The 17,759-nt window shown below is 67.5% G+C and carries 35 protein-coding genes; 32 read left to right on the top strand and 3 right to left on the bottom strand.

What is annotated here, in order from left to right:
• On the top strand, nucleotides 1–237 hold a 237-nt coding region (locus ACFOYY_RS40710), incomplete at its 5' end, for a hypothetical protein (RefSeq protein WP_386196807.1).
• A 41-nt stretch (nucleotides 238–278) separates the two neighbouring features.
• Here ACFOYY_RS40710 and ACFOYY_RS40705 read toward each other — a convergent pair.
• Nucleotides 279–473, bottom strand: a complete 195-nt coding sequence (locus ACFOYY_RS40705) for a type II toxin-antitoxin system prevent-host-death family antitoxin (protein ID WP_386196805.1) — start codon at nucleotides 471–473, stop codon at nucleotides 279–281.
• A 96-nt stretch (nucleotides 474–569) separates the two neighbouring features.
• On the opposite strand from ACFOYY_RS40705, the gene ACFOYY_RS40700 reads away from it, so the two are divergent.
• The 17 genes from ACFOYY_RS40700 (at nucleotide 570) to ACFOYY_RS40620 (ending at nucleotide 11,683) form a co-directional block, all read left to right on the top strand.
• Complete coding sequence (locus ACFOYY_RS40700; RefSeq protein ID WP_386196803.1) at nucleotides 570–1,877, top strand: HNH endonuclease; 1,308 nt, start codon at nucleotides 570–572, stop codon at nucleotides 1,875–1,877.
• Between the two features lie 83 nt (nucleotides 1,878–1,960).
• Nucleotides 1,961–2,890 carry a hypothetical protein gene (locus ACFOYY_RS40695; RefSeq protein ID WP_386196801.1) on the top strand — a complete coding sequence of 310 codons (930 nt, stop codon included), beginning with the start codon at nucleotides 1,961–1,963 and terminating at the stop codon, nucleotides 2,888–2,890.
• On the top strand, nucleotides 2,887–3,240 hold the full coding sequence (locus ACFOYY_RS40690; RefSeq protein WP_386196800.1) for a hypothetical protein: 354 nt from the start codon (nucleotides 2,887–2,889) through the stop codon (nucleotides 3,238–3,240). Before ACFOYY_RS40695 ends, ACFOYY_RS40690 begins: the two co-directional genes overlap by 4 nt.
• A gap of 220 nt (nucleotides 3,241–3,460) precedes the next feature.
• Nucleotides 3,461–4,240, top strand: coding sequence for a DNA-methyltransferase (locus ACFOYY_RS40685; protein WP_386196798.1), 780 nt, complete (start codon nucleotides 3,461–3,463; stop codon nucleotides 4,238–4,240).
• A 40-nt stretch (nucleotides 4,241–4,280) separates the two neighbouring features.
• A complete protein-coding gene (locus ACFOYY_RS40680; protein WP_386196796.1) occupies nucleotides 4,281–5,252 on the top strand; it encodes a hypothetical protein in 972 nt (323 codons plus the stop codon).
• Nucleotides 5,249–5,617, top strand: a complete 369-nt coding sequence (locus ACFOYY_RS40675) for a hypothetical protein (protein WP_386196794.1) — start codon at nucleotides 5,249–5,251, stop codon at nucleotides 5,615–5,617. Before ACFOYY_RS40680 ends, ACFOYY_RS40675 begins: the two co-directional genes overlap by 4 nt.
• The gene (locus ACFOYY_RS40670) at nucleotides 5,614–6,621 is read left to right on the top strand and encodes a DNA-methyltransferase (RefSeq protein WP_386196792.1); all 1,008 of its coding nucleotides are present in this window, start codon (nucleotides 5,614–5,616) and stop codon (nucleotides 6,619–6,621) included. The genes ACFOYY_RS40675 and ACFOYY_RS40670 overlap by 4 nt, the downstream gene beginning before the upstream one ends.
• Nucleotides 6,618–7,280, top strand: a complete 663-nt coding sequence (locus tag ACFOYY_RS40665) for a hypothetical protein (RefSeq protein WP_386196790.1) — start codon at nucleotides 6,618–6,620, stop codon at nucleotides 7,278–7,280. The genes ACFOYY_RS40670 and ACFOYY_RS40665 overlap by 4 nt, the downstream gene beginning before the upstream one ends.
• The gene (locus tag ACFOYY_RS40660) at nucleotides 7,277–7,681 is read left to right on the top strand and encodes a hypothetical protein (protein ID WP_386196788.1); all 405 of its coding nucleotides are present in this window, start codon (nucleotides 7,277–7,279) and stop codon (nucleotides 7,679–7,681) included. Before ACFOYY_RS40665 ends, ACFOYY_RS40660 begins: the two co-directional genes overlap by 4 nt.
• Nucleotides 7,678–8,073, top strand: a complete 396-nt coding sequence (locus ACFOYY_RS40655; RefSeq protein ID WP_386196786.1) for a hypothetical protein — start codon at nucleotides 7,678–7,680, stop codon at nucleotides 8,071–8,073. Before ACFOYY_RS40660 ends, ACFOYY_RS40655 begins: the two co-directional genes overlap by 4 nt.
• Before the next feature lie 130 nt (nucleotides 8,074–8,203).
• Nucleotides 8,204–8,548: a DNA cytosine methyltransferase gene (locus tag ACFOYY_RS40650; protein WP_386196784.1), complete on the top strand. Its 345-nt coding sequence runs from the start codon at nucleotides 8,204–8,206 to the stop codon at nucleotides 8,546–8,548.
• 41 nt (nucleotides 8,549–8,589) lie between these two features.
• Nucleotides 8,590–9,291, top strand: a complete 702-nt coding sequence (locus ACFOYY_RS40645; RefSeq protein ID WP_386196782.1) for a DNA cytosine methyltransferase — start codon at nucleotides 8,590–8,592, stop codon at nucleotides 9,289–9,291.
• 64 nt (nucleotides 9,292–9,355) lie between these two features.
• Nucleotides 9,356–9,766, top strand: coding sequence for a hypothetical protein (locus ACFOYY_RS40640; protein ID WP_386196780.1), 411 nt, complete (start codon nucleotides 9,356–9,358; stop codon nucleotides 9,764–9,766).
• A gap of 60 nt (nucleotides 9,767–9,826) precedes the next feature.
• Nucleotides 9,827–10,429, top strand: coding sequence for an RNA ligase 1 family protein (locus ACFOYY_RS40635; protein WP_386196778.1), 603 nt, complete (start codon nucleotides 9,827–9,829; stop codon nucleotides 10,427–10,429).
• Nucleotides 10,426–10,812, top strand: coding sequence for a hypothetical protein (locus ACFOYY_RS40630; RefSeq protein ID WP_386196776.1), 387 nt, complete (start codon nucleotides 10,426–10,428; stop codon nucleotides 10,810–10,812). The genes ACFOYY_RS40635 and ACFOYY_RS40630 overlap by 4 nt, the downstream gene beginning before the upstream one ends.
• Before the next feature lie 303 nt (nucleotides 10,813–11,115).
• Complete coding sequence (locus ACFOYY_RS40625) at nucleotides 11,116–11,430, top strand: hypothetical protein (RefSeq protein ID WP_386196774.1); 315 nt, start codon at nucleotides 11,116–11,118, stop codon at nucleotides 11,428–11,430.
• A complete protein-coding gene (locus ACFOYY_RS40620) occupies nucleotides 11,423–11,683 on the top strand; it encodes a hypothetical protein (protein ID WP_386196772.1) in 261 nt (86 codons plus the stop codon). The genes ACFOYY_RS40625 and ACFOYY_RS40620 overlap by 8 nt, the downstream gene beginning before the upstream one ends.
• A gap of 58 nt (nucleotides 11,684–11,741) precedes the next feature.
• Here the strand turns inward: ACFOYY_RS40620 and ACFOYY_RS40615 are convergent, their stop codons facing one another.
• Nucleotides 11,742–11,972 carry a hypothetical protein gene (locus ACFOYY_RS40615; RefSeq protein WP_386196771.1) on the bottom strand — a complete coding sequence of 77 codons (231 nt, stop codon included), beginning with the start codon at nucleotides 11,970–11,972 and terminating at the stop codon, nucleotides 11,742–11,744.
• Here ACFOYY_RS40615 and ACFOYY_RS40610 point away from each other — a divergent pair.
• From ACFOYY_RS40610 to ACFOYY_RS40600, 3 genes are read left to right on the top strand one after another with little or no spacing between them, the layout of a single operon-like run.
• A complete protein-coding gene (locus ACFOYY_RS40610; protein WP_352016053.1) occupies nucleotides 11,971–12,294 on the top strand; it encodes a hypothetical protein in 324 nt (107 codons plus the stop codon). The genes ACFOYY_RS40615 and ACFOYY_RS40610 overlap by 2 nt on opposite strands.
• On the top strand, nucleotides 12,287–12,841 hold the full coding sequence (locus ACFOYY_RS40605) for a hypothetical protein (protein ID WP_386196769.1): 555 nt from the start codon (nucleotides 12,287–12,289) through the stop codon (nucleotides 12,839–12,841). Before ACFOYY_RS40610 ends, ACFOYY_RS40605 begins: the two co-directional genes overlap by 8 nt.
• On the top strand, nucleotides 12,823–13,065 hold the full coding sequence (locus tag ACFOYY_RS40600) for a DUF6011 domain-containing protein (protein WP_386196767.1): 243 nt from the start codon (nucleotides 12,823–12,825) through the stop codon (nucleotides 13,063–13,065). Before ACFOYY_RS40605 ends, ACFOYY_RS40600 begins: the two co-directional genes overlap by 19 nt.
• A 3-nt stretch (nucleotides 13,066–13,068) precedes the next feature.
• Here the strand turns inward: ACFOYY_RS40600 and ACFOYY_RS40595 are convergent, their stop codons facing one another.
• A complete protein-coding gene (locus ACFOYY_RS40595; RefSeq protein WP_386196765.1) occupies nucleotides 13,069–13,326 on the bottom strand; it encodes a hypothetical protein in 258 nt (85 codons plus the stop codon).
• A gap of 84 nt (nucleotides 13,327–13,410) precedes the next feature.
• Here ACFOYY_RS40595 and ACFOYY_RS40590 point away from each other — a divergent pair, with 84 nt between their 5' ends.
• The 11 genes from ACFOYY_RS40590 to ACFOYY_RS40540 all read left to right on the top strand — a co-directional run bounded on the left by ACFOYY_RS40590 (nucleotide 13,411) and on the right by ACFOYY_RS40540 (nucleotide 17,742).
• Nucleotides 13,411–13,626, top strand: a complete 216-nt coding sequence (locus ACFOYY_RS40590; RefSeq protein ID WP_386196763.1) for a hypothetical protein — start codon at nucleotides 13,411–13,413, stop codon at nucleotides 13,624–13,626.
• A 60-nt stretch (nucleotides 13,627–13,686) separates the two neighbouring features.
• Complete coding sequence (locus ACFOYY_RS40585) at nucleotides 13,687–13,827, top strand: hypothetical protein (protein WP_386196761.1); 141 nt, start codon at nucleotides 13,687–13,689, stop codon at nucleotides 13,825–13,827.
• A gap of 72 nt (nucleotides 13,828–13,899) precedes the next feature.
• On the top strand, nucleotides 13,900–14,364 hold the full coding sequence (locus ACFOYY_RS40580) for a hypothetical protein (protein ID WP_386196759.1): 465 nt from the start codon (nucleotides 13,900–13,902) through the stop codon (nucleotides 14,362–14,364).
• An 88-nt stretch (nucleotides 14,365–14,452) separates the two neighbouring features.
• Nucleotides 14,453–14,680: a hypothetical protein gene (locus tag ACFOYY_RS40575; RefSeq protein ID WP_386196757.1), complete on the top strand. Its 228-nt coding sequence runs from the start codon at nucleotides 14,453–14,455 to the stop codon at nucleotides 14,678–14,680.
• Between the two features lie 107 nt (nucleotides 14,681–14,787).
• Nucleotides 14,788–15,087, top strand: a complete 300-nt coding sequence (locus ACFOYY_RS40570) for a hypothetical protein (RefSeq protein ID WP_386196756.1) — start codon at nucleotides 14,788–14,790, stop codon at nucleotides 15,085–15,087.
• Nucleotides 15,088–15,117: 30 nt separating this feature from the next.
• The gene (locus tag ACFOYY_RS40565) at nucleotides 15,118–15,342 is read left to right on the top strand and encodes a hypothetical protein (protein ID WP_386196754.1); all 225 of its coding nucleotides are present in this window, start codon (nucleotides 15,118–15,120) and stop codon (nucleotides 15,340–15,342) included.
• A gap of 190 nt (nucleotides 15,343–15,532) precedes the next feature.
• The gene (locus ACFOYY_RS40560) at nucleotides 15,533–16,204 is read left to right on the top strand and encodes a hypothetical protein (protein ID WP_386196752.1); all 672 of its coding nucleotides are present in this window, start codon (nucleotides 15,533–15,535) and stop codon (nucleotides 16,202–16,204) included.
• 86 nt (nucleotides 16,205–16,290) lie between these two features.
• On the top strand, nucleotides 16,291–16,659 hold the full coding sequence (locus tag ACFOYY_RS40555; RefSeq protein WP_386196750.1) for a hypothetical protein: 369 nt from the start codon (nucleotides 16,291–16,293) through the stop codon (nucleotides 16,657–16,659).
• Entirely contained in the window at nucleotides 16,656–16,937 is a 282-nt protein-coding gene (locus tag ACFOYY_RS40550) for a hypothetical protein (RefSeq protein ID WP_386196748.1), read from the top strand. Before ACFOYY_RS40555 ends, ACFOYY_RS40550 begins: the two co-directional genes overlap by 4 nt.
• Nucleotides 16,934–17,284: a hypothetical protein gene (locus ACFOYY_RS40545; protein WP_386196746.1), complete on the top strand. Its 351-nt coding sequence runs from the start codon at nucleotides 16,934–16,936 to the stop codon at nucleotides 17,282–17,284. Before ACFOYY_RS40550 ends, ACFOYY_RS40545 begins: the two co-directional genes overlap by 4 nt.
• Nucleotides 17,281–17,742, top strand: a complete 462-nt coding sequence (locus ACFOYY_RS40540) for a DUF6221 family protein (protein WP_386196744.1) — start codon at nucleotides 17,281–17,283, stop codon at nucleotides 17,740–17,742. Before ACFOYY_RS40545 ends, ACFOYY_RS40540 begins: the two co-directional genes overlap by 4 nt.
• Nucleotides 17,743–17,759 lie beyond the last annotated feature (17 nt).

The following is a 17,759-nucleotide window of genomic DNA, read 5'->3' as shown; positions in this document are numbered from 1 at the left end:
GTGCGCGGGATCGGCTACCGGTTCAACCCGGCCGCGGTCGCCCACACGACAACCCCACTGGGTGCCTACACGGTCACCGTGGTCGACGGCCGGCTGACACTGCCGTGCCCGCACGACGACTGCCCGGTCGACCTCCTCGCCGCCGAGCCAACCGGAACACTCACCCGACTGCGGGAACTGGCCGCCTGGCATGAGCTGAACCACTGGGCGGAAGCGGCAAGCGAGGCGACCGCATGAACGCCACGTCTTCCTCCTCCCTCCCCTTCCCGGGGAGGGCATCAAGTAGACGGCTCGGCCGGGGGAGCAGAGGCGGCCACTGCTGCCTCGCCGACGGCGACAGGAACGACTGCGGCGATGCGCCGGCCGCGCGAGGTGATGAACGTGACGGTGCCGCTGACGGCTGCTTCGTTGATGACCTCAGCGAAGTTCGCGCGGACTTCCCGCGTGCTGAGGTCCTGCGCTCCGTGAGTCATAAGGGGAGTGTACACCGGGGTTCTCAGGTGTACATTGGTGTACACAAGAGCAAGGGTGGTCGCCCCTGCTCCACTCACCCCAACCGGGAGTCCCCCTTGGCCGTCAGTAAGCGCCTGCGCTCCGAGATCTTCCGCCGCGACAACAGCACCTGTCATTACTGCGGGGCCAAGGCTCCCGACGTGAAGATCACTATCGACCACGTCATCCCCGTCGCCCTGGGCGGAAGTGATGAACCCTCCAACCTGGTGACTGCTTGCGAGGACTGCAACAACGGCAAGACCTCCGTCCCCCCGAACGCCGCGACCGTCGCGCGGGTCTCCGAGGACGCTGTCCGATGGGCCAGCGCGCAGAAGCAGGCAGTTGCGGCGATGGCGGCCGATTTCCAGCAGGTTCTCGCCAAACGTGAGCGCTTCCAGCAGGAGTGGAATGACTGGACCTGGGATGACGGAAAGAAGACGTTCGGGCTGCCGTCCGGGTGGGAGGACAGCGTCGACCGTATCCTCCAGGCCGGTCTGTCGATGGAGTTGCTCCTGGAGTGCATGGCTGTCTCCATGCGAAGCAGTTCAGTCAAGGTCGACAACAAGTTCCGTTACATGTGCGGCGTGGCCTGGAACAAGGTCAAGGAACTTCGGCAGGCCACGGCTGGCTTCGTCGGCGCTTCCGTGCCGGAGGCCCCTCCTACGAAAGACCACCGCGAATACTCCGACGCCCTCTATGAGCTCACTCTCCCGGAGATGGAGTTGTACGGAGAGCTCGCCAAGGGAGTACGTGAGCGCCTAGGCCTGGACAGCATCGATGAAGACGCTCTGGCTGGCGCGATCGCGCAGGCGGAGATCGAGTACTCCGGCCGACGCATTGACCTCATCAAGGAGTACCTGAAGAGTGGCGTCGTCAACGGTGAGCGCTTCGTGGAACAGGCATATCGAGAGTGGCTCGACGCCTACTCAGACACCAAACGTGATGACCCTGAGGTGTGGGAGTACGCGGCAAAGTTGGCGCTCAAGGAAGAAGCCCTTGACCAGCAGGCATGGAGCTATTTCTACGGCCTGAGCGCCAACGAGAAGGACTCTTGGATCCGATATTGCCGTAAGGCGTTCGCGAAGGAAGAGCTCGATGAACGGGCCATCCAGAGCAAGGCGTATCGGGTCGCTTTTGACGTTTCGCACGGCGTGATGGTTCCGGCTGGCATGTGCCATGTCGCCGAGTCCAACGCTATTCACCTCTGCTTCAACTCGGCGGCTTTCCACACCACGTTGACTGACTGCCCGATATGCGCTGAGGGCTGCTCCGGCAAGCACGCCGTGTGCGAGCACCACCTAGAGGCCTTCCTAAGTGGCTTCCGAAGCAGTTCCGGTGCTCGCCTGCAAGTGCGCGACTTCAAGAGTTTGGAGGCCGAGGAATGACCGTAGCTGGCCTCGACGGCGACGTCCGGAGATAGGGACTGCTCCGGACCAATCAACCCTCTCGATGAAAGGCAAGCTCTTCAGTGGCACGAATCCGCAGTATCAAGCCGGAGTTCTGGTCAGACCGGTCGGTCGCCAGGGTCTCCCGTGATGCTCGGCTGCTCTACATCGCGATGTGGAACCAGGCGGACGAGCATGGGCGTCTTCATGGAGACACGCGTTGGATCAAGGGGCACTGCTTCCCTTATGAGGATGACCTCGATCTAGCCGATGTGGATCGGCTACTGGATGAGCTTGTGTCAGGGCGTAAGGCGCAGCGCTACGTCGTTGCTGGCGACCCGTACGTGTTCCTGCCGAATCTGGCGAAGCACCAGAGGTTGGAATCGCTGAAGGTTCCGAGCCGCCTGCCGCCCCCGCCGGAGCCGGACGACGACCCGCCTGGGCACCGCGCAAACAAGTCTGCGCCGGGCCCGGACGAGTCTGCGCCCGGCTCCGATATCCACAACTGGGGAAAACCCGATTCCGGGGCGTCTTCGCAGGTCAACCCCGTCACGCAAATCGGCGCAGAGAAGTCCGCGCAAGGCGCCGATGAATCTGAGACGAATCGCGCTCTGCAGGTTGCAGGTAGCAGGTGGCAGGCAGCAGGCAGCAGCGACACGCGCGAGGCCGAATCGCCGCCGCTGCCGCACGAACTTCCCGAACCCGTCCGGCGTCTTCGACGACAGCTTGAAGACTCAAGGCTCGTTGTCCGCTGGGACAAACTCGGCAACGACCTGGTCGCCGAGGTCACCGTTCTCGTCGAAATCCACGGAGCCGACCGGCTCGTGAAAGCAGCCCTTGCTGCATACCAGCCGAATAAGCCGCCCGCTTTCGCCCAAGCATGGCTGGCGATCTGGCGCGCACTGCCGAGCCGCACAGAGCGACTTCGAGCGGTCACCGAGACGTGCGCCGTCCACATCCTTCCGTTCCCGTGTCGCAGTTGCGCGGCGGACAGATTGGCAGGTGAGGCATGACCAAGACCGACAGCAAACCCGAGATCTTCGCCGCTGTTCCTGAACTGGTCGCTCTGGCCGTCGCGGTGCGTCGCGACTGGCGGGCCGAGGAGGTACAGGCGGCCCTGGTGAACGCGAAGTCCCACAACCAGACCTGGCCCCAAGCCCTGGTCGGCCTGGTGCGGCTGGCCGTCGACCCCGAGTCCCACCCGGCGGAGCTGGTTCCGCCGCCGCTCGACCCGCAAAGGCCCGGCCCGCGAGTGGTGGGCGACCCGCAACGGCACGCCGACGCGCTCGCCGCGGCGAAGCAGGCCTGCGCCGACGGAGCAGCCGCTCTGAGGGCCGCCGGGCGGACGGAGGCCGAGTCGTGACCCGCCGGCCGCCAGTGGTCGACGAGCTCCGGGACCGTACCCGCCGGTTGGAGGCGGAGCGGCTCCGCCCGGAACGCCCCCTGCCCCGCCAGGCGACTGACCTGGACCAGGTGATCGCCGTCCTGGAGCGGCTGTTGACCCGTCCCGGGCCGCCTGACGCCGTCCCTGCCCCTGTCCCCGTGTGTCCCCAGGTTGGGGACACGGCTGTGGAGGAGAAGTCGTGACCGCGCCTGTCCCGTATTTCGCTGAGGACGGGATCGAGCTGTACCTCGGCGACTGCCGGGAGATCCTGCCCCACCTGACCGAGCAGCCCGTTGCGTGCGTCACTGACCCGCCCTACGGCGAAACGGCCAACGAGTGGGACGTGTGGCCGGACGGGTGGACCTCCGCTGTCGCCGCCGCGCTGCCCGCCTCGGCGTCGTTGTGGTGCTTCGGGTCGGCCCGCATGTTCCTCGACCGCCGCGACGACTTCGCGGGTTGGAAGTTCGCCCAGGAGGCCCTGTGGGTGAAGCGCAACGGCACTGGCCCCGGCTCCCGGGACCGGCTCGTGAGGCTTCACGAGTGGGCTTACCACTGGTACCGGGGCCGCTGGTCGGACCTGCATCACGAGTGGGAGCGGGAACGCACCACCGCGAACAAGGGCACCGTCCGCAACCTGGCCCGCGCCGCCGAGCACCAGCGGGATGGCCGCCAGAACGCCTGGACCGACGACGGCACCCGCCAGCCGCGTTCCGTCACCTACCTGATCGAAGCGCCGTCGGTGCGCTACCAGAAGCGCCACCCCGACGAGAAGCCGCTGGCCGTCGTCGAACCGTTGGTGCGCGAGTGCGTACCGCCCGGCGGTCTGGTGCTCGACCCGTTCGCCGGGGTCGGAACGACGCTGCTCGCCGCACGTCTGACCGGCCGCCGCGCCATCGGGATCGAACGCAGCGAGGCCTACGCCGAACTGGCCGCCGAGCGGCTGGGCGCCTCTGACCTGTTCGCCGGGGTGGTCATGTGAACGGCCTTTCCCCAGCTTCTGAAGCCATTGAGGAGATCTCATGAACACCGCTCGTTCAGACCGTGCCGAACTCGCCCTCATGGTGATCGGCCCTGAGCGCCGGGAGCGCCTGATCGCCTGTTACGCGGATGGGTTGTCTCTCCGGTACGGCATGACGCCGGACGCCGCTCGCCGGTACGCGACCGGCTTGGTGGATGACGCCGACCAGGCGGCGATCCTGGCCGTGGGGCAGGTCTGGTCCGAGCGCGACGGCCACAAGCCGCACGGATTGGAGTTCTTCCGCTCCGGCGACGAAACGTCGTACGAGGTGACGGGGTTCACCGATGACGGCATGGTCATGGTGGGCGACGGCAGCCTGCACCTCGGGGCCGACCTGTTCGCACGCATGTGGCTGACGGCGTGGCCGGACACGTACACGCTCGTCGACGAGCCTCAACAGCCGTCGGCTGAGCTGCCGCAGCCGGACCAGGAGGCGGACGAGTCCGACGCCGCCGAGGGGCGTTTCGACCCGCGCAAGCTGTGGGTCATGGTCAGCCGCGTACGCGAGGACGGGCTGCCTCTCGGCGAAGGGCTGCCGCTCCTCGGCGCCCACTACCGAGCAGTGAACTGGAAGAAGCCCGAGTACGAACCCTCCTACGGCAACGCCCTCGACGTCCCCGCCTACCTGGCGGAGCACCTCGCCGACTACCGGGCGGGCTGGGACGACTTCCGGAACCAGTTCGAGGCCAGCGACTGGCTCGACTACTTCAACGAGCTGGGCTCTTGCGAGTGCGACCTGGAGGTTGCCGCCTACCTGGGGCGGTGGCTGTGGCAGCGGGTCCGGTCCGACGTCGTCACCGAGTACGGCGGCACCGTCGCCGACTACGACCCGATGTTCCCCTGGGCGCCCCACTACGCGGACGCCGTCCTTGAGGTCGCGCCGTACGCCGACCCGGAGTGGGACATCCCCGTTGACCACCCGCTGGCCCAGTGCGACGGACAGACCAGCCTCCTCTTCGAGGGGCAGCCGTGACCACAGCGCATCCGACCCTGCTCGCCCGTCTCGCTGAAGTCCGTGAGGAACTGGCGGGGCTGCTGGGCGACGTCGACACCCGTGTCCGCCCGAAGCCGTCACGCGTCGTCCCCGCCTCGGAGCCGTTGCCCGGCCCGGTGTGGGAACCCGCCGAGAAGTGGACCGTCAGGGTTGTCGACCCCGACGAGGCGCCGATCTGCGTATTTGTCACCCACCCGCAGATCTGGGACGACGACATCCTCCCGATCGACCCCGCCGTGTCCCGCCGGATCGGTATGGCGTTCCTCGCCGCTGCGGACTGGGCGGACCGAGTGCGGGCCCGTGAGATCGCCCCCACCCCCAAGACCACCGAGGAGACCCTGTGACCGCCCTGATCATCCGAGGCGATGCCCGCCAACTCTCGCTCCCCGACGCGAGCGTTGACCTCATCGTCACCTCACCCCCGTACTGGGCGCTGCGCTCCTACACCGACGGTGGACAGCACTACGACGGCCAGATCGGCGCCGAGCCGACTCCGTGGGGCTACCTCGGCGCCCTGTGGGAGTGCACCGCTGAGTGGGTGCGGGTCCTCAAGCCCACCGGCTCTCTGTTCGTCGTGCTCGGAGACAAGTACGCCAACCGCACCCGCGGCGCCTGGCGCGGCAGCAGCGACGGCTACACCTGGCGCGCCGGCACTCCCCGCTACGTCCGCCCTAAGGACCTGCCGGAGAAGTCGCTCATCGGCCTGCCCTGGCGGTACGCCATCGGCTGCATTGACCAGCTTGGTCTCATCCTCCGCTCGGAGATCGTGTGGTCCAAGCCGTCGCCCATGCCCGAATCCGTCACAGACCGGGTCCGGCGCAGTCATGAGCAGGTGTTTCACTTCACTACTCAGCCGCGCTATTTCTCCAACACTGACGCGGTCCGTGAACCGCATAAGGCGCCTAACCGGGCTGCTGGCATGACCGCGTTCGGCGCCCGGGACGCCAACCTCACCCGCACCGGCACCGGCCGGTACACCGGCCCCAACCCGGCGGGGGCAATCCCGGCCAGCGTGTGGGAGGTCGCCACTCAGCCGCTGCACGTCCCCGACGAACTCGCCGTCGACCACGACGCCGCCTACCCGCCCGCGCTGGTGCGACGCATCGTGTCCGGTTGGTCCCCGGACGGCGGGACGGTGCTCGACCCGTTCGGCGGGACCGGCACTACCGCGCTTGTCGCGAGCGTGCTTGGCCGCCGCGGCGTCACCGTCGACCGGTCCGCCGACTACTGCCGCATCGCCGCATGGCGCACCACCGACCGGGGGGAGCGGGCCCGCGCTCTGGGCTTACCGAAGCCTGAGCCGGTTCTGGAAGGCCAGGAAGCACTCTTCGCGAGCGTGACCTCGTGAACCGCGTCTGGCCTTCCCGCGAGGAGTGGTCGGCTGCTGCTGAACGGTCGGTCCGTACGGCGTGCCTGCCGCAGCAGCGCGTCCCCGAAGGGGCCGAGCACTACCTGCGGTCCGAGGAAGTCGCAGAGATGAACCGGCTCAACGTGAAGTTGGCAAAGGAGGCCCGCCCGATCCTGACGGCCGAGATCAAGCGGCTCGCCGAGGAACTACCGAAGCCGGTGCCGACCGCCCGCACGCGACAGGCCGACCGTGTGGCCTGGCAGGTCGCGCTGACTGGTGAGCAGATACGGGTGGAGGAACGCATGTACACACTGCGGCGCGCCCGGACCGACCTCGGTCGGCAAGCCAAAGCCAACCCGGCAACCTGCACGACGTGGCACCGGTCGCCGCTGACGCTCACGGTCCTGTCGCCCGTGGTGCGGGACCTGCTGTGCGACCTGGACGGCTGGCTCCTCCTGCACAACCTGGACGCCAAGTACCAGCGCTACCGGTGGGACGCCGCCCGGGAAGCCGAAGAAGCCGCAGTGGCCAAAGCCATCGAGGTCCGCTCCTCCGACGAGGGGTGGGCCCGCGAGTTGGAGCGGCGGGCCCGCATCGGCGGCGGCCCGGCCGTTCACGCCCACCACACCCCCGCCAAGACCACCGAGGAGACCGCATGACCACGCAGAGCCTCCCCGCCCCGTCCGGCTGCCGCTGGTGCGGCCTCGAAGAGCGTGAGCACTTCCAGCGGTGGAAGTCGCCTGTCGGCTGGCATGTCTGGACGGAACCCACGTCCGATCAGCGCAAGGAACGCATGCGGGAGCGCCGCGCCGCTTCCGCCTCCGTTGAGACCCCGAAGGAGACCCCGTTGACCGCTGACGAGTGGAACACCGCCTGGCCGGTCGGAACGCCGATCCTGGCATGGCCGGGTAGCCGTGACGCCGAGCCGCTGACGACCGCCACCCGCACCACGGCGTGGACTCTCGGGTCCGGGCACGCCGTGGTGTCCGTCGAGGGATGCACCGGCGGCATCTTCCTCACCCACATCCAGCCCATCCACCAGAACGGAGACCCCCGATGATCGTCGAACCGAAGCCGACCATGGTCCTGCACTGCGACCGCGACAACGAGCCCCTGCTCAACGACTACGAGCAGCCGATCCTGTGGGACGGCATGGCTGAGCTCACCCAGGCGTTCGCGGGTGGCTTCTACGCGGACTGGGCGCGGATCGGCTCCCGGTACCTGTGCCGGAGCTGCTGGAACGGCGACGAGGACCACCCCGCCGAGGCCGGGCCGCTGAAGGCGGTTGACGAGATCCGGGTCTTCAAGGAGCGGGCCACCTACGCCTCCGCTGTCCGCCCTCAGGGCGGGGAGGCCCCGGAAGCGACAGGGGAGGGGTGCGGCGCGGATGGGGCTAGCGGGGGCTGTGAGGCCCCTGTGGCTGGAGTTCCCGGTAGCCGCGTCCATGACTGAGGGAAAACCCCACAAAACCGTCTGAAGCGCTCTGAGAGCCGCACCTCTGCGGCCCTCGATCGGAACATCAGTTCCTCAAGACGATCAACTAGCGAACACAAGATCGATTTACATCGGAAAGGTGGTCGGCATGCTGACCCTTATGGACTGGTTCTGCGGAGCCGGCGGCAGCAGCCAGGGCGCCCACGCGGTGCCCGGCGTCACCGTGACCCGGGCCGCGAACCACTGGGCGAGGGCCATTGAATCCCATGCCGCGAACTTCCCCGGCGCCGACCACTACCGGGGCGACATCCGCGACGCCCCGGTTGAGAAATGGCCCGTCTGCGACCTGTTCTGGGCCTCGCCCGAGTGCCCCCAGTGGAGCAACGCCCGCGGCAAGAAACGCGACTTCACCTCGGCGACCGGACCAAGCCGCTCGCGCCCAAGACGCTCGCCCGCATCGAGGCGGGCCTCGCCAAGTACGCGCGCCCGCTGATGGTTCCGGCCGGAGGGACGTGGCGGGACGGCGCGCTCCCGGTGACCGACCCCATGCCGACCAGGACGACGAGGGAGAACGACGGTGTCGCCGTGCCGCCACTGCTGATCCCCGTCGAGGGCCGAGACGACAAGGTAGCCAGTCCCGCCATCGCGCCGCTGCGCACCCAGACCGCCCGCAACGAGACTGGCCTGGCGTGGCTGCCGTTCGTCGCCGAACTGCGCGGCGGCGGATCAGTCGCCCGCCCGGTCACCGACGCCCTGGCCACGGTGACCGCCTCCGGCAACCACCACGGCCTCGTGGCACCCGCCGGGCTGGTGATGCGCAACAACACCCCACGCGGCGACGCGGGCTACCTGTCCACCCCGGTGACCGAGCCGTTCCGGTCCCTGACAACAGCCGGCCACCAGTCGCTCATCACCTGGGAGACGCTGCTCGTGCCGTACTACGGCAACGGCTACGCCCGGACCGCGACCGAACCGATCGGCACCCTGTCGACGCGCGACCGGTACGCGGTCGTCCGCGGCATCGAGGACATCGACCTCGACGACGTGCTGTTCCGCATGCTGGAGCCGCACGAGATCGGCCGCGCCATGAGCTTCGCCGACGACTACATCGTCCTTGGCAACAAGCGCGAGAAAGTCCGCCAGCTGGGAAACGCCGTCACCCCGCCAGTCGCCGAAGTCATCGTTTCGGCCCTCGTCGAGGCCATCAATGGTGAAGACCTGAACCGCGCTGCGTGAACGCCCTCTGATCCCTTCGCCCGCCCTCACCTGAGGGCGGGCCTACCCCCGACAAGGAGAAGCCTTGACCGCCATCGACCTCAACGCCCTGAACGAGGCGTCCCACCGACTCGCCCCCGCCGACGTCGAAGCGTTCTTGAAGAGGGAGCGCGACGAGAACGAGAAGCACTCCGAGTGGTGGGACGCCATCAACGAAGTGCTGGACGCCTTCCGCCTGCACATGGTCACCGGCACCCCACTCACCTCCCCACACCCTCAGGAAGGGCCCGAAGCGCTCTTCGTGGGGGAGGAGCCGAAGACCGAAGCCGAAGAACTGCGGGCCGAACGGGACGAAGCCCTCGCCAAGCTCGCCGCCGTCGAGCAGGACGCCGCCTGCTGGCGGAGCGTCGAGCCGTTCCTCACCCGCGCGAAGGCGAAGGGCGCCCTCTACCTCGACGTCGACGACCTTTTGGACGCTGTTCCGACTGCTGACTGACCTTCCCCCGCCCGCCCCCTTCGGTGGGGCGGGTCTCATCCCGAAAGGACAAGACCACCCATGAAGAAGATCTCCACGGCCTTCATCCGCGACTGGGGCAACAACCCGAGGTACGTCACCCGGGAGCGCAACCCTGCGTGCGCCTGGGTCTTCGATGGTGAAGGCACTCCCACGGTGAAGTGGGACGGCGTCTGCGTCGGCTACCTGATCCTCAGCGAGACCGGAGGCGAACCGGCCTGGTACATCCGACGCGAGATCAAGCCAGGCAAGCCGAGGCCCGACGCATTCTGGGCGACCGGCACCGACGGGGAGACCGGCAAGATGACCGGCTGGGAGCCGATCGACCGATCAGGCTTCGCGAAGTACTTCCGTGAGGCCGTCGTCAACGTGCCCTTTGGCAACAAGATTGGCACCTATGAGCTGGTCGGCCCGAAGATCAACGGCAACCCGGACGGCTTCGACGCCCATGTCCTCATGGAGCACGGTTGGGCGCCCCTCAACATCCGTGAGGACGTGAAGACCGCCCCCCGCGACTATGACGGCCTCGCCGCGTGGCTGCACGCCCGCCCGTACGAGGGCATCGTCTGGCACGGACCAGACGGCAGGATGGCGAAGATCAAGAAGCGTGACTTCCCCGCTCCCGCTGGGGAGGTGGTCCCGTGATCAACCCCGGCCTGCTCTCCTCCATGTGGGAGCGCAACGCCCAGTACTGGGCCACCACAGACCCGGGCGGCGCCGAGTCGCCCCTCCCGGTCCGGCGCCCCGTCCTGCCGTCCTGGACCTTCGGCGAGGCCGACGTCGCCCTGGAGGACAAGACTCTGGAGCGGCTCGCCCTCCTGACAGCCGAGTGCGGCTCCTCCTGGGCGGCCGCTTGCGAAGCGTTCGGGCCGTACTCGTTCGCCCGCGAGTTCTTCGCCAGCCAGCCTCCCAAGGTTGAGCGTCTGGCCCGGGAGCGCCGCCGCTGGCAGATGCTCCGCCACCAGTGGCCCGTCATGTCCCGCGTGAAGGCCAGCTACCACCGACGCAGGAGGAACCACCGTGGCTGACACGACTGGCTTACTCGCCCGGCTACGCCGGAAGTCCATCGTCCCTGGCTGTTCTCATGAGACTGCGGTCGAGGTCGAGTCCTACGGCCAGGTGGTCGCGGGCTTGTGCTTGAAGTGTGGGGAGCAACTGACCGCCGGGTGGTTCTCATGCCCACACGACTCGGTAGTGATAGGGCACGTCGACCGGCGGGTCATCCGATGGGTCGACTTCGGTACGTCGCTGCGTATGGCTCACCACCGATGCCCAGACTGCGGTTCCGCTTGGTGGGCGCCGACCGAAGTCGCCGAGTGGGTGAAGTGGCTGTGACCAACCCCAAGAAGCCCACCCCGGCGGTCAATGTCGAGGTGACCCGGTACGAGGTGTCTTGCCTGCGCCCGGACCAGCGCGAATACAAGAACTACAAGATCCTCGTGGAGCGCTATCGGGATGGGCTCTGGTTCGCCCACGACGGCCTCATGCGTCTCGCCGCCGACGGCGAATGGGTCGAGTCGCGCGGCCTCGACCACCTCCACGACGAGGAAACTGCCCTCCGCCTCGCCCGTCAGGCCGCACCCCACCTGACATGCAACGGCCACACCGTGGCCGAAGCTCTCAGCGAAGGAGGCGACCGTGGCTGACACCGCGTATGGCCTCGTGCTGCCCTTCGACACCGACGACGAGGAGTTCGTCAGGGGCTTCCAACTCGGCATGCTGTGGCGCTCCCTGGAGCTGACTGGGCACGCGCACGGCCTCGCCTACGCGAGGGCGGCGGAGATGGTGATGCGCATGGCGGAAGCCAAAAACCTGCCCTTCACCGCCCAGATCACCGGCGACTGGGCGGAAGTCACGATCGGCGTGGCCGAGATCGGAGAAGACGATGGCGACTCCTGACGCAAACCAGGCCGCTGTCGACGCGGTTCTCGCTCACCCGTGGCAGGACTCTCCCCGGTCAGCCCACCAGGATCACACCTACGACGCCGAGTGCGCTGTCTGCCAGGGGGACGTGGCCGCCGTCCTCGCCGTAGCCGCCCCGCTCATCGCCAAGACGATCGTGGCAGCGATTGACGCCGAAGCTCGCACTGGCGAAGCAGGCGCCCGTGGAGGACAGCACCTCACCTACGCGGGAGGGCTCCGTCGAGCTGCCCGCATCGCCCGCGCGGCTTTCGGGGAGGGCGGCCATGCCTGACATCCCCGACGCCGCCTTCCAGGCCGCCTCCGAGGCGATGGAAGCAGAAGACGGCAACCGAACCTACTTCACCTTCACCGCGATGGCCCGGACCGCTGTGGAAGCCGCAGCCCCGTTCATCGCCGAGCAGGCCCGCGCCGAGGAACGTGCCGCCATCGTCGAGGACCTCCGGACGTTCGCCGAAAGCGACGATCCGCTCAGCGCTCAGGACCGCGAGTTCATCGGTCATCACGCCTACCACGCCTCCGGGGCCGTTGTCGCGGCCGTGATGCTCGCCATCGCCGACAAGATCGAAAAGGGGAGGTCCGGTGCCTGACATCCCCGACACTCTTCTCCGCACGGCCGAGGACGCCATCCGGTCTCGTGTACGTCTCCGTCTGGGGGAGCGGGCTCTCGCCGCCGCTTCTGCGGGGGAGGCCGTCATGCTGTCCGGTCGGGAGGCGGAGGAAGCGGCTCACGCTGCGCTGGAGGCCGCCATCCCGCTTCTCACCGAGGCGATCGCCAACCGCATCGCCTCCGCCTGCCCCACCCCGGACGAGCCGCACCAGGTGCCCTGCGACTACATGGACGCCGCCCGCATCGCCCGGACGGCCATGCCCGCCTCGCTGTCCTCCGTGGACGACCTCCGCGGCCAGGACGTCACCCCTGAGGACGCGGAAGCCCTTCGCCACCGCGGCGACGAGCCCTGCTGTGACGCCCAACAGGCGCTTCAGCGGGTCGTAGCTCTCGCCCGCAGCTTGGAGGCCACCCAGGTCGTCGCCGCGGACAACATCGCCGCTGCGGTGCTTGACCTCGACCGTGAGGCGTACTGGCCGGGGGAGCCGATGGCCCTCCTCAACCAGCGATGGGGCGCGACACCGTGACCCAGCTCGACGTCGAGAACTCGGGCGAGGAGAAGCCGCGCCGAGGCCGATGCCGAATCTGCCGACACAAGCTCGAAGACCCTGTGTCGCAGGCGTACGGCATCGGCCCGGACTGCCGGGCAGCGCTCGGCCTCACGAAAGGGCCACGCCTCGTGCGACTCGCCCGAGTCCGTGTCGGCGGGCACGTTCCCGGACAGGAGGACCTCCTCGCGGGGGAGGAGTGAGCGTTACTCGGCGGTCTGCTTGCGAGGTCGGCCTCCTTTGCGGGCCCGGCGCTCAGCGAGCTCCCGCTCTCCCTGTTCCAAGAGGGCAACTTCTTCGGCGGTGCCGTGCTCACGGACGACGGTCCGGATGTGGTTCAGGAGGTCTTCGGAGCGCTCGAATCCGAGGCGGGCGCAGACGGTGCCGTAGGCGTCCCAGAAGGGGTCGGGGACGCGGAATTTCCTGGTGGTGGTGTGTGCGGCGTCTGGATTCTGTGTGGTCACACGGAAATCTTGCCACATCTGTTGTGTGGCCACATGGTTTCGGATACTGTGTGGCCACACGGAAAAACGAGTGAGGAGCACGACATGGACACCCCCACCACCCAGACCATCCCCGCCGAGCGCATCAAGGACGGTGTCGGATTCCAGGTGGTCAACGTCCTCAACCGGGAGGGTGAGTACGTCCGTCAGCTCCGGTGCTACGGCACCGAGGAGCAGGCCCGGGCCCGTGCGGAGATGGGATTCCTTCACGACACGAACCCCCGTTGGTGGGTGCTGCGGGCGATCGTCCTCGGTGACTGACCGACCCGGCCCCGGGGGAGACCCCGGGCACCCCACCCCCTGAACACACTTGGAGGACCCGTGAGCACCAGTGAGACCCTGCCCCGCGCGAACGACGAGGCCGACACCTCCGTCTCCGCCCCGACCAACACGCTCGCCACCGCCCTGAAGGGCCGCCCCGCGACCCGCCTGTTCGCCGCCCTCGGCGTCACCTCTGCCTGAACTTCCCGGCCAGGGGGACCCGGGCCCCACTCCCTGATCTTGAAATCTCCCGCCACGACCTGAGGAGAAGTGATGACGCTCATGGACGCCAAGAAGAAGATCCAGCTTTGTGCCGTGTGTGGCGAAGACGCCATTCCCGACAACATCTTCGGCGGCCTGCGCCACGTCATGAACTCGTTCGACTGGCTGCACAAGGCCCAGGCCGACGCCGCCACCGTCCCGAACGTCAACCCCGACCCGTTCACCATCGCCTGCTTGGCGCTGGCCAACCAGGCCGTTCAGTCCACCACGCTCCTGGGCGGCCTGGGCGCCGAGGTCGCCGACCGCCGCGCTGACGTCCTGCGCAGCCCCTGGGCTTACGCGCTTCAGGAGGTGCTGGAGGCCAGCCTCCTGCACGGCCCCGAAGACCAGCGCCCCCACAGCCTCACCGAGGCCGCCCAGCGCGGTAGGGCCGAGGCTGAGCGGCTGATCGACTGGGCCCTGGAGAACCCCAACGGGATGCTGCTCGCCGAGCGCCTGCCCGTCATCACTGTCTGATCCGCCCACTGTGTCTGCCGCTCCTAACCGCGGAGGAGCGGCATGCAGAACGACCGGCCAGACCGCCAACTACCGAATGGAGGCCCAAATGCCTTACACCAGCCACGGGCACTGGTACGGCCCAGGAAAGCCGACCTTGCCCGCCCCTGCCCAGCGCGCCCGGTGTGGTGGCCTCTCGATGTGCCGGATCTGCATCAAGGAGGCCACACCCAGCGGTGGCACTTACAACCTGAGCCTCGACAGCCTGAACGCCGACCAGGCGCAGGCCTTACTGCGTCGCCTGCGCGCCGAGGGCTACACCGCCGAGTACGTGTAACCACACCTCCTGGCTCTCTCCTCCGGCGCTCTGGCCGGACAGCCACAGCCTGCGGAGAGAGCGCCACATCCTGCGCGAACGAACCGCCCCACGAGAAAAGGCCGCCCATGACCGCTCAGCCTTCCCACGCGGTGCTCACCGTCGCTGTCGCCGACCATGAGACAGACGAACCGGCCTGGCGACTCCAGCACGCCGCCGACACCATCCGCATCGTCCTCGCGTACTTCGCCACGGACACCTCCGGCCTGCCCGTACGCGCAGCAGACGGCACGTACGACGTCCACGCCCCCTCCCAGAACACGTTGGCCACCTTGCGTCAGATGCTGACGCGGCACGAAGGCTTCACGATCGTCCGCGAACGGCAGGAGCCTGGCCTCGGCGTCCTCCGAGAAGACCAGACCCGATGATCACCTCCCCGTAACTGCAGATGGAGGGATATGACCACGCCCCTTTCCGGAAGTCCCGACGTGGCCCGCGTGAAACTCGCGGGGGCGCGTGAACACCTGGGGCGCCACCCGATACCGGACCCTGACCGGGTCCATGAAGCGCTGGACATGATCCCGCTTCTCGTGGCCAGGCTAGAAGCCGCCTACCAGCAGATAGATCAGCTCCGGGTGGAGCTCTCCAAAGCAAAGGAGAGCAAATGGGAGCCCACCCCCTGACCGCCTTTTCCGGCCCGTTCCTACGGACTGACACCGGCACACTGGACCCAACCCCACCTCAAGGAAGAAGCACGATGACCGACAAGACCGCCTTAGGTGACCGCATCAAGGCGTACGAGCAGCCGACCCGCATGGTGTTGCCGCGCCGCATCTACTCCGTGGTGCGCGTAGACAGCAGGGGCTTTGTGGCATGACTAGCAGGCTCGGGCCCGCGATCACTCGCACCTACGACTTAGGGTTCTTCGATCACTTCACTCCTGAGTCCACCTACTGGGCGGGCTTCCTAGCGGCGGACGGGTGCGTACGCAGCACCCGCGCCACCGTCTCGCTTCGCCTTGCCGCCGTTGACTTCAATCATGTGGAGAAGTTCCGACAGGCAGTGCACTACAACGGTGAGGTCAAAATCTCAGGCTCGGCGGCATACCTGCATGTCAACGGACCACGCTGGGTTTCGGCACTTAGTCGCAACTTCAACGTCACCCCACGGAAGTCGCTGACCTACACCCTGCCGAAGTTGCCGTTGGACGTGCTTCCGCATTTCACGAGAGGCATCATTGACGGCGATGGCTCAATCACTCTTTCGGCCGCCCCTACCCTCGCCATCGTAGGCACATGTTCTCTGCTGAATGACCTCTCAGAGATCTTCTACGATCACTGCAATGTCAGGCTGAAGCCCAGGAATAGGGTTCCCCCTATCATGCCGAAGCCCAATGGGATCTGTGGGCAAGTTTCATGGAGTGGCAGAAATGCGGCCAAGATTCTCCGGTGGATCTACGCGGACTCCACTGATGCGATCAGACTGGAGCGCAAGTACGCCAAGTGGCGAGCGCTGTGGCCTATGGGGGCAGCGAATGATCAATGATCGCTGTTCCGCCGACCCCGACGGGTGGCTGGCCGGCGTCATCCCGCCTCTACCCTCCCTGGGCCGCACATCCCGGGAGGAAGCCCATGCCCTCACCTGATGACACCCTCGCCGCTATCGACGACGTCATCACCTGGTACGGCAGCGAAGACTCCATGACGTGGACTGCCCGGGAGCCGAAGCGGCCTGACCTGTCCGGGCTGGCCGCGATCGTCGAGGCGGCCCGGCCTGACCACGAGGCTCTCCAGCAGTTCGGGGCGCGGGTGGTCGAGCAGTTTGAGGCGCTCCGAACGGCTTTCCAGCGCATGGGCGAGCAGATGCTCCGCAACGTCGGGGATGCCTACCAGCTGGTTCGGCGAGCGCGCCTGCAGGAGCTGGCGGAGGCCGGGAGGGCCACACGCCGCACCATGAAGGCCACCTACCACCAGCGCACCCGAAGGAGAGGACGTCGATGACCTTGGGCCAAGAAGCCGAATGGGGCGACCTGATCGTCATCCGTGACGATCTCAGGGAGATGGCGGACCGCCTCGCCGAACTGCCCTACGCCGGTGCAGCAGCAGCTGAGACCGCAGCCATCATCGCCCAGTTGGAGGTCGCGAACGCTCACGCTCGGCGTCTGGCTGAGGTATGGCACGCCGTCGAACGGCACGACCACGGCGACGGCCAAGGCGAAATCGACATCCACAACGCTCTCGCTGCCTATCGAGACTTGCCGGAGAAGGAGCAGCAGTGACCGCAGACCGTACCGCGGAGCTCCGCCAGGCCATTGCCGACGCGGAAGTCTTCGCGACCCTGGAAGAAGCCGCCAGTGACGAACTGGACCGCCTGTGGCACGACCTCGACTCCCAACTCCGACTGGCCCGCGACGGCTGCTGGTCGATGGGGTGTGAGGACATCGCCCACCGCATCGTCGCCCTCACCCGGACGCTCGGCCGCCCGGCCCGGTGGCAGGACATGCCGCTCGGACTGCTGGAGGCCGGCGTCTACCAGCGCATGCACGACCTGCTCGGCATGCCCTACGATCCGCCGGACATGGACACCGTCGCTCAGTCGAGGGCCCGCCTTCAGGAGGCCCAGTGATCCAGGACCTGATCGCGTTCATCCGCGCTCGCCTCGACGAGGACGAGGAACTGGCCTCCACAGCATCACCCGCACCCTGGTCCGCGAACGCGGAGCATGACGAGGTACTCGCCGCTGATGGCATCACTGTGGCGGACGGGTTCGCGTTGAGCGGGCGACAGCTCCGTGCCACCGTGAACCACATCGTCCGTCATGACCCTGCCCGCGTGCTGGCTGACGTGGAGGCCGACCGCAAGCTCCTCGCCCGATACGCGGAGGCCGTGAAGGAGCAGGAGGAAGCCCTCGCGGCGTTCAGGGTCGCCCGCGACGAGTGGGAGTCCTCCTCTGAGGAGTACGCCGACGCCTACAAGGACTGGTCTGCCGCCCTCCTCCGGGAAGGGGCTTTCCTGACCGTCATCAAAGACAGAGTCGCCCGCTTCCCCGACCACCCCGACTACCGCCCAGAGTGGAAGCCATGACCGACGACTATGAGGAG

The organism is Streptosporangium jomthongense (genome assembly GCF_042650425.1).
Classification (GTDB): Bacteria; Actinomycetota; Actinomycetes; order Streptosporangiales; family Streptosporangiaceae; genus Streptosporangium.
Note: the sequence above shows the minus strand (reverse complement) of the source record. Positions and strands in the feature narration are given on the sequence as shown.

Bases quoted from the DNA above. Each gene is read 5' to 3' on its own strand.
- ACFOYY_RS40570 (WP_386196756.1), top strand. From the start codon at position 14,788: ATGACCGCTCAGCCTTCCCACGCGGTGCTCACCGTCGCTGTCGCCGAC.
- ACFOYY_RS40590 (WP_386196763.1), top strand. From the start codon at position 13,411: ATGGACACCCCCACCACCCAGACCATCCCCGCCGAGCGCATCAAGGAC.
- ACFOYY_RS40555 (WP_386196750.1), top strand. From the start codon at position 16,291: ATGCCCTCACCTGATGACACCCTCGCCGCTATCGACGACGTCATCACC.
- ACFOYY_RS40650 (WP_386196784.1), top strand. From the start codon at position 8,204: ATGCTGACCCTTATGGACTGGTTCTGCGGAGCCGGCGGCAGCAGCCAG.
- ACFOYY_RS40705 (WP_386196805.1), bottom strand. From the start codon at position 473: ATGACTCACGGAGCGCAGGACCTCAGCACGCGGGAAGTCCGCGCGAAC.
- ACFOYY_RS40680 (WP_386196796.1), top strand. From the start codon at position 4,281: ATGAACACCGCTCGTTCAGACCGTGCCGAACTCGCCCTCATGGTGATC.
- ACFOYY_RS40565 (WP_386196754.1), top strand. From the start codon at position 15,118: ATGACCACGCCCCTTTCCGGAAGTCCCGACGTGGCCCGCGTGAAACTC.
- ACFOYY_RS40560 (WP_386196752.1), top strand. From the start codon at position 15,533: ATGACTAGCAGGCTCGGGCCCGCGATCACTCGCACCTACGACTTAGGG.
- ACFOYY_RS40660 (WP_386196788.1), top strand. From the start codon at position 7,277: ATGACCACGCAGAGCCTCCCCGCCCCGTCCGGCTGCCGCTGGTGCGGC.
- ACFOYY_RS40655 (WP_386196786.1), top strand. From the start codon at position 7,678: ATGATCGTCGAACCGAAGCCGACCATGGTCCTGCACTGCGACCGCGAC.
- ACFOYY_RS40600 (WP_386196767.1), top strand. From the start codon at position 12,823: ATGGGGCGCGACACCGTGACCCAGCTCGACGTCGAGAACTCGGGCGAG.
- ACFOYY_RS40635 (WP_386196778.1), top strand. From the start codon at position 9,827: ATGAAGAAGATCTCCACGGCCTTCATCCGCGACTGGGGCAACAACCCG.
- ACFOYY_RS40610 (WP_352016053.1), top strand. From the start codon at position 11,971: ATGCCTGACATCCCCGACGCCGCCTTCCAGGCCGCCTCCGAGGCGATG.
- ACFOYY_RS40615 (WP_386196771.1), bottom strand. From the start codon at position 11,972: ATGGCCGCCCTCCCCGAAAGCCGCGCGGGCGATGCGGGCAGCTCGACG.
- ACFOYY_RS40690 (WP_386196800.1), top strand. From the start codon at position 2,887: ATGACCAAGACCGACAGCAAACCCGAGATCTTCGCCGCTGTTCCTGAA.
- ACFOYY_RS40550 (WP_386196748.1), top strand. From the start codon at position 16,656: ATGACCTTGGGCCAAGAAGCCGAATGGGGCGACCTGATCGTCATCCGT.
- ACFOYY_RS40575 (WP_386196757.1), top strand. From the start codon at position 14,453: ATGCCTTACACCAGCCACGGGCACTGGTACGGCCCAGGAAAGCCGACC.
- ACFOYY_RS40580 (WP_386196759.1), top strand. From the start codon at position 13,900: ATGACGCTCATGGACGCCAAGAAGAAGATCCAGCTTTGTGCCGTGTGT.